The sequence below is a fragment of the Coprococcus aceti genome (genome assembly GCF_025567285.1).
Lineage (GTDB): Bacteria > Bacillota > Clostridia > Lachnospirales > Lachnospiraceae > Coprococcus > Coprococcus aceti.
The window spans coordinates 1-11,931 of the sequence record NZ_JAOQJT010000017.1; the positions used below are offsets into that span (position 1 = coordinate 1).

General features: G+C 42.7%; 9 protein-coding genes and 1 riboswitch. All 9 genes read left to right on the forward strand.

Going from position 1 to position 11,931, the window contains the following annotated elements; all coding sequences use genetic code 11:
• Positions 1-373: 373 nt before the first annotated feature.
• Positions 374-739 carry a recombinase family protein gene (locus tag OCV54_RS14665; RefSeq protein ID WP_055224687.1) on the forward strand — a complete coding sequence of 122 codons (366 nt, stop codon included), beginning with the start codon at positions 374-376 and terminating at the stop codon, positions 737-739.
• Positions 717-1,187: a hypothetical protein gene (locus OCV54_RS14670; RefSeq protein ID WP_055224689.1), complete on the forward strand. Its 471-nt coding sequence runs from the start codon at positions 717-719 to the stop codon at positions 1,185-1,187. The genes OCV54_RS14665 and OCV54_RS14670 overlap by 23 nt, the downstream gene beginning before the upstream one ends.
• A 115-nt stretch (positions 1,188-1,302) precedes the next feature.
• Complete coding sequence (locus OCV54_RS14355) at positions 1,303-1,581, forward strand: hypothetical protein (protein WP_055224690.1); 279 nt, start codon at positions 1,303-1,305, stop codon at positions 1,579-1,581.
• Positions 1,578-1,778, forward strand: coding sequence for a hypothetical protein (locus OCV54_RS14360; protein WP_262563548.1), 201 nt, complete (start codon positions 1,578-1,580; stop codon positions 1,776-1,778). Before OCV54_RS14355 ends, OCV54_RS14360 begins: the two co-directional genes overlap by 4 nt.
• On the forward strand, positions 1,766-2,494 hold the full coding sequence (locus OCV54_RS14365; protein ID WP_055224692.1) for an XRE family transcriptional regulator: 729 nt from the start codon (positions 1,766-1,768) through the stop codon (positions 2,492-2,494). The genes OCV54_RS14360 and OCV54_RS14365 overlap by 13 nt, the downstream gene beginning before the upstream one ends.
• Positions 2,481-3,602 carry a hypothetical protein gene (locus OCV54_RS14370; protein ID WP_015534233.1) on the forward strand — a complete coding sequence of 374 codons (1,122 nt, stop codon included), beginning with the start codon at positions 2,481-2,483 and terminating at the stop codon, positions 3,600-3,602. Before OCV54_RS14365 ends, OCV54_RS14370 begins: the two co-directional genes overlap by 14 nt.
• A 145-nt stretch (positions 3,603-3,747) precedes the next feature.
• Complete coding sequence (locus OCV54_RS14375) at positions 3,748-4,581, forward strand: hypothetical protein (protein WP_055224694.1); 834 nt, start codon at positions 3,748-3,750, stop codon at positions 4,579-4,581.
• Positions 4,582-4,948: 367 nt separating this feature from the next.
• Positions 4,949-5,091, forward strand: a riboswitch (cobalamin riboswitch).
• Positions 5,092-5,253: 162 nt separating this feature from the next.
• On the forward strand, positions 5,254-11,496 hold the full coding sequence (locus OCV54_RS14380) for an autotransporter outer membrane beta-barrel domain-containing protein (protein ID WP_242859667.1): 6,243 nt from the start codon (positions 5,254-5,256) through the stop codon (positions 11,494-11,496).
• Positions 11,497-11,540: 44 nt separating this feature from the next.
• Positions 11,541-11,822: a homing endonuclease associated repeat-containing protein gene (locus tag OCV54_RS14385; protein WP_055224696.1), complete on the forward strand. Its 282-nt coding sequence runs from the start codon at positions 11,541-11,543 to the stop codon at positions 11,820-11,822.
• Positions 11,823-11,931 lie beyond the last annotated feature (109 nt).

The window sequence follows — 11,931 nt, forward strand, 5'->3', positions numbered from 1 at the left end:
TTTAACCAAAATATTTTTGCAACAATATGTGTCCTTAGGAGAAGAAAATGAGAAAGAGTTGCGAGAATTGTTTGTAAATGATAATATCAGAGAAAGCTTTTTGAAAAAATTTGCTCAGATACCAAAGGATTATAGATAGTCATGTATATTACGAACGGAATGTAGATGTGTATAACTTCAAGTTTGTAGGGAACAACAGCTAAGACAATTTTATAATAAAACAGCGTCAGAGCATTTATGTGTAAAAGCATGAATGCTCTTTTTTGTCCTTTCATGGACAAAGAACAAGAAAGCAGCTTTTGGACAAATTGTCCAGAAGTTCAAATAAAAAAGAAGTACTGATGATGAGGATCAGATTAAAAGCTATAATTCAATGGTCAGGTATTACACTGATTTAATCAAGAGCAACAAGGAATGGGAAATGGCAGGTGTATATGCGGATAAAGCTATTACAGGAACAAAGGTTGATAAGCGAGAGAATTTTCAAAGACTTATTGAGGACTGCCTGGATGGTAAAATTGATATGGTCATTGCCAAAAGCATACCAAGATTTGCACGAAATACATTAGACACATTAAAGTATGTTAGGATGCTGAAAGAACGAAATATAGATGTGTACTTTGAAGTGGAAAAAATACATAGCTTAAAAGATGGAGAGTTTTTATTGACGATTCTAAGTTCTGTGGCACAGCAGGAAGTAGAAAATACTTCTGCTTATGTTAGAAAAGGCATTTATTGAATCATATCGTAAGTTGTGTGATAATAACAACGATGTTATAGATGAGTTCATAAAAAGAGTTGATAAAGTATTATCAGAAGATAGTGTGGAATCAAAGCTTGAGAAAGCAAAGAACACTGATACAAATTTGAGATCTAAGAGAAGTATTTTGTTGGAAAAATATCTTGATGGAAGTGTTGCACAAGATGTATATGAAGCAAAAGACTTAGAATTAGCTCGAAAGCTGGCAACAAACGAAGCAGCTATTGAAAGTTTGAAAAATAGCGTAAACAAAGAAAAAGTTTATCGTATCAGACTGAAAGAATTTAGAAGAGTTTTGGAAGAAAATCGGTATCTTGAAAAGTTTGACAGAGATGTATTTGAAAACTTGATAGAGAAGGTGATCCTACTATCTTTAATAGAGAACAATTTACTTATGTTTTTGTCTTGCACGCAAGACAAATCTTGAATATGACGGTATAGATATAGAGGTCATACCAATCTGGAAATGGCTTCTCATGGCGGATCTGTAACACCTGACACCTTTTACTGTTACAAGATTTATTAAATTGAGGTATGTAGACATGGGAGAAACTATTCAAAATTATTTTGAAAAAACGAAGCAATATCCTAATTATTACTCAAATGAAGATTTTAGTACTATTTGTGATGGTATTAAAAAGGGAATTGATAAGGGTGTATTTCTTGTTAAGAGGAAAGATGAAACAGATTTGTCTGTATTTGAAGAAAAATATGGATATACATTACCTACAGAAATTAATGATTATATTAATCTGTTTTGGCATCCTTGTATTAGAGGATATTGTAATACTAAAGAATTATTGTATTATTCTCCGTTTTGAAAAAGGAAGGAGATTCTAGTGATGACATATTATTCTATGAAAATAGTTTGATTTCAATGGCTAAAGATTGGGAAAATATGTATGTAGATGGAGAAGTGGAAGATAAGCCAATTGCCAATTCTCTAAAAGAACTTATTAACAATATGAATGTCAATCCGAATATTCGGAAAAAGGAGGAAAACAAATGCTGCTTATAGGATCCAGGATTCAGGAGTACCGGAAGAAAGCCGGGCTGAATCAGGAGGAATTTGCGGAAAAGATGGGAGTCAGCAGACAGGCTGTGTCCAAGTGGGAGAGGGATAAGGCGTATCCTGATCTGGACAGGCTTGTGTGTATATGTGAGATTCTGGATGTACAGGTTGGAGAACTTATATATGGAAAGGGTGATGAGCCGGAGGCGCCGGAAGAGGTGTCTGGGGATGGGACTTCAGCGAATAATGCTGTCCATCTGAAGAATCTCAGGGGAAAAGGCAGGCTTGCCAGATTGAAAATATTATTTTGCGTGATGGCAGCCATATGCGTTTTCTGTGTAATTGTGGTGGCGGTGCTGTTTGTGAGGAACGAGTGGATCAGCCATTCAGATAAGAACGGAAATGTGCGCGTGGAGAAGGTGTATCAGCAGTATACAAAAGCTGATCTGGCATATTTGGATGACAATGGCCGAAAGATCATGGATACTGTGTGGCTTGATGTACCGGGGGTACGGGATGGAGATTACATACAGTTGTACACAGGGGTGGACGGTGATGGTCTGTTTCTGAATTACAAGACATCAACCATAGTTGCCGCATCATTTGTCATGCTGGTGTTTATTATTCTTCTGATCCTCATTGGACTTGAGATAAGAAGGATGAAGAAAGAAGATACACTTCAGATCATATTTGAGGATAAGACAGCCGATGAAAAAATGTAAAAAAATTGTCTGCGCGATCGTAATAGCATGTATACTGGCGGGAGCTGCATTTGTCGCTCTTGAGTTTATGGGCGTTATTGATCTGAACAGTGCGCGGAAGACGGAAGAAAAAAGTGAAACTGAACAGGATGGAAATAAAATAGCTGACGATGAGACAGAGCCTTGGCATATAGTGTTCAAGGGATATGCCTTCTCTGTGAAGCCGGTAGGACTGGCAATCATACATGAGAGTGGCTGCCTTAATATAAGAAGCTGTGATGATTATCTGATACAGATCGATGTGGAGGATAAGACGATGGCGGATTTCTGGGACAACAGAGAGCAGCGCAAGAAAAATATTGAGGACGCAGGTTATGTGATGGAGCTGGAGCCTGAGAAGTTCGAGATACAGGGGAAGGAATATATCAGATACATAGCGAGTCTTGCAAATGAACGAGGTGCGAAGTTCGACAGATCATATTTTTATCAGCTTATATGTGATGCCGGGGAAGGGCAGCGTTTCTTTACTTCGATAAGATTTGATGAGATAGATATAGATGCGCTGAGCGGGGCGGAGAGAGCTGAGGTATATGAGAAGGCTGCCGATGAAGCTGTGGCCATTGTTGCGGGGGCCGTTCCCACAGATGAGACAAATGATATGACAGGCTCATACTGGCAGGAGGACGAAGCTATGGAGACGGGAGTAGTGGACAGTGTCGTGAATGGAGATACTACCGTGTCATATGAAATCCCTGAAAATTACAGCCTTCAGAATGAGGATTTGTCAGGTAAGACATACTATTCAGACGGTGATAAGATCACGGTTGTGACTTCGATCGTACCGTATAGTTGGATGACAGCATCTGATATGGCAGACAGAAAGACCGAGGCCGGAATATCAAAGGTAACAGAGGAAGGTCAGTGTGAGGTAAATGGTGTGACATTTTATTACTACACATATTCGACCTTATATATAAAGGACGGCAAGAGAAATATCACATACTATTTTAATGCATATGCTGATCTAAAGGATGGAAACATATATACAGTCAGCGGATTTGCCGATGATAATCCGGATGCCATGGACAGAGACACTTATTATAGTTTCATGAACATTACGGAGAAATAAGCACTATAGATTGCAAAAAAGTGACGAAAATCCCTATAATTCCGGTTTGCTACCCATAGTTGCCTGGTTGCAACCGATTACGGCTTGATAAAATATAGTGACATTCTCAATAATAAAGCCACTAGGTTTTAAGGAGGATTATTATATGAGGAACAGGAAAATGTTGATTGCAGGACTTATCACGGTGGTGATGGGAATTTCTATAGTTGGATGTGGAAATGATGGCAAATCCACCAGAGAGACGGAGTCAACAGAGCAGGTAACCGAAACGGAAATGGCAACGGAGGAGGAATCTGAGGCTGAGGATACAGGTGATACTGAATCTGATGATTCATATGCAGATGAAACCGATTACAGTGATGACAGTGAGGAATCCACAGAATTTACGATGCCTGTATATGAGGATTTTACATTGGCATCGGGACTCAGCGAGAATTACGCAGATCTTGACAATAGGTCATTTGTATATAATGGAAAGAAATTCACTTTAGGTGAGTCCACCTTGAAGGATCTTATAGACGGTGGAATACCATTTGAGCAGAATTCTCTCAATAACAGTGGCAACAATGTAAATAAAAATTACGAAACTGACAGATACACAGCAGAAATCAATGACTACGTAACGATGCAGTTTATGTTTGGCAACTTTACTGACGGTGAGCAGAAGGCAGAGGATTGCGTTCTCTCATATGTAAGGTATTCACACCTTTTTGTGCCAAACCCGGATTATGATGCCAGCATGAATGCAGAGATCAGTGAGATGATGCTTGACGGTGCAAAGCAGGTGAACTTCTCATTCCCTACAACTATCACCAAGGATCAGTTGCTTGAAAAGTGCAGCGAGAATGCAGAAGTAGATGGCAAGATAGTCAAGTACAGTGTAGATTCTGAGGTTTATATGGGAAGCAGCGGCTATACATTTGAGTTTGACGATACAACAGGACAGCTCAAAGAGGTCAGAATAAGCTGGCTTCCGTAACTAAAAAGTAATCAGAATAAGAGTTAGAAGAAAAGCCGGATATCTCTATAAAATAGGGATACCCGGCTTGTGACTTTCTTACGGTTTCTCTCTTCCTCAACCATCTCTGATAGCATCTCTTTGACATCCTTCGATTTCTTGATGTTATCATGGCTTGGAGGATTTGTAAACCAAATGTATGCTGTGGACAGCAGAATGAAATCCAAAGGTATTCTCAGTAATTTCTCTCTACTTACATATTATGCAGAAATGTGTGATATGGATAAAACACATATCTCACCTTACTAATAAAATATGACAAAAAAATACATTAAGTGGTACTTGGAGTTGACAATTCCCCGATTCACAATTACTATAAACCCTGTGATTTCATAGTGAAAATCTGCTCGGATGCCGTCCTGAAAAGCATCCGATCAGGGGGAAATTCGGTGAGATTCCGGTGCAACCGCCATTACTGTGTTAAGACTTGTGTCTTTCAGTCAGAATGCCCGCAGATTTTATGAGATTTCCGGCCGCGTGACGGCGTCTGACAGACACAGACAGCCGGGATATGCGGAGTACCCGGATGCGGATGACACGACAGTTCATCTGTTAGCTTTTGGGCGTGGGAAAAGCAGAATACATATTCCCTGCTTTATAACCTACAATTAAATAAAGAAAGGAAAATAGGAGATGAAACGAATCAGGACATTGATGCTTTCATTCTTATTGGCATGCGCAGTTTTAGTGGCACCATTTGCTTCAAATGCAAGCTGGGGCTATGTTCAGGCTGCCGCCGCAGAGAGTGATGGCGAAGTTGATTACAGCACTGAGTACGTTGTGCTGTCTCTTGAGGGATTTACTCTTGGCCAGGGATTCTATATCGAGCCAGAGAGAATGTCCTACAAAGAGATCGGTGAAGTCTGGAAAGAGGAAGGCATAGACATCGACCTGTCTAAGCTTACCGTATCACAGGCAACTTACGCGTTTTTCAAGAAAGAGGGACTTGAAACAGAACCTTCAGGAACAGACAAATACAACAGTTCCAGTTATTATCTTGCCAACGTAAAGGGCATTGATAAGGGAGCTGCAAATGTTCCACAGGAGCTTAAGGATGCTTATCAGAAGAAGAATGGAAAGGCACTTGAGCTTAAGGACAAGACTGGAAAAGATCTTGGCCAGTTTGACTATTTCAGCATGTCTGGCTGGATGAACACAGTTGACAATAGAATGGGAAATGTCGGCGCAGGAGAATATCAGGTAGATTCTGCAGCCGGAGTAGACAATACACACGTTATCCGTTGGCAGTTCACACTCGCAGATTATGGCGCAGATCTGGGATATGGCTACAATCCGGATAAGAATACATTTGACTCTGAGTATGCATACTATGAGACTCAGGACAAGACAGAGCTCTATGTGCTCTATGCAGAGCATGCAGATGAGATAGCCAAGGATGAGGCTCTATGTGAAGAGGTTCAGGCGGTCATGACAGATCTCACTGCAACTGCAGATGAGGTTCAGGCAGTTGAGAAGAAGATCAGTGGCGACAAGAGAAATACAGTATCTGTAACCATGAATTATTCTGCTCCTTACATGACTCTGGCTGATTCAGAGGGCAATGAGATTGAAGTTGGAGAGCCTGATGGCAGCAAGTATACCCTTGAGCTTGAGCCGGGTACATACCGTCTGTCAGCATATCAGAAGAGCGGTGACGAGAAGACAGATATGGGATCTATAGATCTCGTAGTCACAGACGATCCACAGCAGTCATACAGCATATACAGCATCACAGATATAGCATGTACAGGTTATGACACTGTAGATGGCAACAAAAAATATTGGAAGGAAGACGTTGACTATACCGTCACAGGTAAAGTTATGTCTCCTGACAATGTGGACAGACATGCAGAGTTTGTAAAGACCAGGGAGGGGTCAGATGACGCCTGGGCAAAGTATGCAGGACTGTTCTACTATGCTGATATGGTGTCGGTGACATATGATCCGGTTGGAGATAGAGCAGATGACTATATCTCTAAGACTGTGTCAAACACACTTACATCCAACAGAAGCTACGGTTATTCAGTAGCCCTTGCAGCGGCAAAGACAGTAGAGTTCACAGTTCCAGAGGGAACTGAGCTCAGAGTTGGTACACTTTCAACATACTATATATATAAGGATGAGGCTGGCATCAAGATAGACAGCAAGGATGCCGGATATGACACATACAAGTATAAGCTTGGAAGTGGTATCACATATTACTACCGTGTAACTGGTGGAGAGGGAGTGACATACTGGAACTGGTTCTCCACAACCACAGATGCTGAGTACAAGGTAACAGCCGAGGATATGTACATCGGCGACAGCACATATGGCCCTGGCACAGTTGTACATGACATGTCAGCCAACAGCTCAGATGTAGCTGATATCTACATGACTTCAAATGAGAAGGGCTATATTGCTATGCAGAAGGGTGACAAGTATCACCTTGAGTGCTTCCGTAACTGGCAGGCAATAGAGGGTATCATGAATGCAAAATCAGCAGAGCCTGATTATCACTACACAGTTATCGATGAGAATGGTAACCCATCAAGTGATGTGATCAGCGTTGTACCTGGCGAGCATTCAGAGATAGCAGAGATCGAGGCAAAGTCAGAGGGAACAGCGATACTTCTCGTAACCTATGATGCAGAGATCAACAAGCCTGGTATGGGCGGTTCATTCTTCAGTGCGATCTGGCCTGAAAACACAGGTGTAGTCGTATTCACTGTAGGAAATGACGGCTCAGACATTCAGACAAATATGACATTAAATGCAGGACGCAACACAGAGACTGCTAAGACTGCTGTAGACAATCTGGATGCACAGATCGATGTTCTGTATTATCTTGAGGGAGCAGCCGGTGCAGAGTACACATTTACACCGGAGGATGGAGTGGCAGTATCAGTTCTTCATCCACAGATCACGGGAAACAAGCTTACATACAGTGGATTTACAACAGCAGATGTCAAGAAGAATGATGATGGAAGCTACACTGTAAGCGGTCTCACAGAGGGATCAAACATAATAAAGGTGACAAAGGACGGAGTTAGCACATATCAGGTAGTACGTGCAAAGGAAGTCCCGGTATCATACACATATAAGAACGCTGATGGTGACGAGATCTCAGCAGATGAACTCAGAGCCGGTGATACCATAGAGGTTTCATATGGTAAGCGTACAGAGGATGGCAAGAAGGCATACGATGGTCTGTATATTCCGGCCAACAAGCTTGCAGGAATTTACAACATGGCCGGAACTATAAAACTGTCAGATGGTGAAGGAAATGAATTCTCAGGAGCAAGCAACCAGTATGCATTTGCATCATATCCTGCTGCCCAGACAGTTACAGTCAAGATACCTCAGTATTTTGCAGGTGACGAGTACACGCTGAGCGGAGTTCTGTATGAGGGCGGATTCGGTTCGCCATACGGTTCACACAGAGAGGTCCGCCATGCAACAGGAAAGCCTGTACAGATGGCAGCAAGCGTACGTGTGGCATACCTTGGAAGTCTCCCGGATATGTCATTTAAGCTGGCAAAGACAGACTTTGTCCAGGTAAAGCTTGATGTAGTGGATGGTGCTACAAACGAAGCAGTAGAAGGATATAAGGTAAGCATAAAGGATACTGAAGGAAATCCCGTAACAGTAAAGGACGGCAGCTTCAATGGTCTTGCAGGCAGACAGTACAATTACACTATGAAGTGTGCCGGATACATGTATGCCGAGGGAACATTTGAGATCCCGGAGGATACTTCCGGCGAGATGTCACAGACCATCAGCCTCACAGCGTCAAGTGCAACTGCTTGGGATGGCGAGAGCAAGACCGAGCCCGAACAGGTTGACGGAGTATACCAGATCAGCACAGGTGCAGAGCTGTACTGGTTTGAAAATGAGGTAAATGTCAATAAGAAGGTCGACATAAATGCAGTGCTCACAGCGGATATCAACCTTGCAGGATATAGCTGGACACCAATAGGTACATCGGGTGCCATATACATGGGTTCATTTGACGGCCAGGGACATACTATCAGCAATCTGTATCAGAATGATATAGGCTACTCAGGAATATTTGGACAGGCGGGTGCAAGAATCAGCAGCCTCACAGTAGAGGGAACTATCATCATGAGCACCAAGACTGCAGCAGGAGCGGTTGTGGGATACCTGTATCAGGGAACCACAGATGCACCGGCAAGAGTAGCAGGTTGTACATCTAAAGTAAATATCACTTATACAGGCACAAATACATCAGCTTCGATAGGTGGTCTGGTAGGATACTGTAACACGAACAAAATAAGCAACACAGTGATTGAGAACTGTGTAAATCATGGAACTATTAAGGCAGAAAACGGTGGTACCGTCGGCGGAATCATAGGATCTATGAGCAGCCGAAATATCTGCGTACAGAATTCGACAAACTATGGTGACATCACAGCCAAGACAAATGTTGGTGGAATACTCGGAAGCCACAATGAATACTATCCACAGGATCCTGGATGCAAGATCATTTCATGCTACAATGCAGGAACGATCACAGGCCAGACAAATGCAGGCGGTATTGCAGGTGTTTTCAAGGGTAATACGTCAAATGACGCAGGCGTGGAGATCACAGACTGCTACAGCGCAGGAACTGTAAATGGCAGCGACACAGCCACAACAGGCGTATTTGCAGGCTATTCAGAGGATCTGACAATATCAGGATCTGCATATTCATGCACAGCCGCAGCAGATGAGAGCATCACAGAGGATCAGGCTTCATATGTATCGGCTGCTAATATAGAGGCAGTCAAGAAGCTCACAGTTGACACAGTTACCAAGATCAATGACGGAGAGGCCATCTTGAACGTGGCACCTGCAGCGGAGATCATGGCAAATGTTCCTCTGACAGCAGAAGATGGAGAATTTGTAGAGACATACAAGAAGGTAAGAACTGTAATTGACGGAGTTACTATCTTCAACATAGGTGTATATGACTACACAGCAAGTGCAGCCGGAATAAATGGTGCATCAAAGGATGGAGTTATCCTTGAGAACACAAAGGTTGAGGCAGCTTCCGCGGTTGACGCTGTAAAGCGTGCACTGGATAATGCCGGAATAGCCTACGATATTCAGGAGTCAGCTTATGGCCCATATATCGTATCTGTAAACGGACTTGCATCAGTTGCTGACTACTCAATGTCAGGATGGATGCTGTCATACAACGGAGACGACTTTGACAACGGTGGGCTTGGTTCACTGGATGCAAAGGATAACGACACTATCGAGCTTCACTATGAGCTCACAGGAGCAGATGTAGCAGCATCATTCTCAGGACTTCCTACATTTGAGTCCATGACAATAGATGGAACAGAGATAACATTTACCACAGAGACAGAATACGATGAGAATTGGAATTCTATCTACACATACAAGGCAAATGGAGAGGTTCTGAATGGAACAGGAACAAAGGCTGATCCATTTGAGGTCGGTGTTGTATTGCCGGAGAGCGCAGATCTTGTAAAGCTTGACATGACATACAAGACAACTGCGGATGGCCATTATGTTGTGGTTGACGGACTTTCAGCCAAGATCAACCTGACAAATGATGTTGTGTGCAGGATCACATCAAGAGGTGGAAGAACTGCATGGTACAAGATCATGGCGGTGACAGCACTCACTGAGGACAATACAAAGCTTGAGATAGCAGACGCAGAGTACACTGGAGAGGAGCTCACACCGGAAGTTACCGTATATGTAAATGACAAGAAGCTTGATCCAAGCAGCTATGAGGTTACATACAGTGATAACGTAAATGCCGGAAAGGGTACTTGTACAGTAAAGGGAACTGGTAAGTTCTCTGGTACAATTCAGGGCGAGTTCGAGATAAAGAAGTCTACAAAGACGATAACTACAGAAAAGACTGAGATCGAGGTTCTTGAAAATGCAGAGCCATTTGATCTCGAGGTTACAGGACAGGGTACACTTACATTTGCATCATCTGCACCAGAGGTGGCAGAGGTAGATCCTGAGACAGGACGTGTGACAGTCAAGGCTGTCGGTGAGACTGAGATCACAGTTTCATCTGAGGGAACAGAGAACTACGAGGCTGGACAGATCGTTATCAAGATAACAGTCAAGGAGGTCCCTGTAGAGCCAGAGGAGCCGGATACAAAGGTTACACTCACAAAGGACAACACAGTTATAGAAGTTGCAGATGTGACATATACAGGCAAGGCACAGAAGCCTGAGGTTACAGTAACAGTTGACGGTAAGAAACTTGAGGCGGCTGATTATACAGCATCGTATGCAAATAACGTGAACGCCGGAACAGCCAAGGTAACTATAACAGGTAAGAACGATTATACAGGCAGTGTTGAGCAGACCTTCAAGATCAATAAGGCAGACCAGACAGTGACAGGCAACACATTATATGTATACAATAGATATATAACTGTTAAGGCTGCTGGTAAGGGAACTGTAACTTACTCATCAACAAACAAGAATATTGCGATAGTAAACAGCAAGTCAGGTCTTGTGAGAACCAAGAAGCCGGGCAGAGTACAGATAAAGATCACTGTCTCAGGCAACAGCAATTACAACAAGGCAAGCGGAATCGTAACGCTGATAGTTACCCCTGCAAAGTCATCAATAACAAAGCTTGCATCAAACAGCAGCAGAAGTCTTAAGGTGACCTACAAGAAGGTAAGCGGTGCTACCGGATATCAGATAACATATGCTACAAACAAGAACTTTAAGTCTGCAAAGACAAAGTATGTGAGCGCAAAGTATGGCAGTGCAACTATCAAGAATCTAGCAAAGAACAAGAGATACTATGTGAGAGTAAGAGCTTACAAGACAATAAATGGCAAGAGATACATGGGACTTGGCAGCTCAGTGAAGTCTGTCAAAGTAAAATAATTCTCAGGCCATAGAAACGCAGAGATGATCCGGAGGAAAGAGGTATGGAGAACAAGAGAGCTGGCTATACACGTGAAGAATGTTGTCAGATGCTTCTGGACGCATATATTTCACTTGGAAGATATCCGAAAAAGTCAGACTTTACACCGGAGCAGGTTGGCTGGATAAAATCCTACCTTGGGCCATGGCCGAGAGCCCTTGAGGCCTGTGGCATTCTTCCTGACCGGTCTGCGGAGCGGGCTGAGGCAAAGAAGCATAAGCGTATAGTTTCCAAGAGGAAGATGACCCAGTACAAGCTTGCGAAGCAGAACTGGAAAACTGAATAAAAAATTTTAAACCACAGGTTTACTTTGATATGTACCCTCTTTACTGGACAACCAGTAAGGAGGGTATTTTTATGCGTTATAGTTATGAGTTTAAAATGATGTGTGTTGA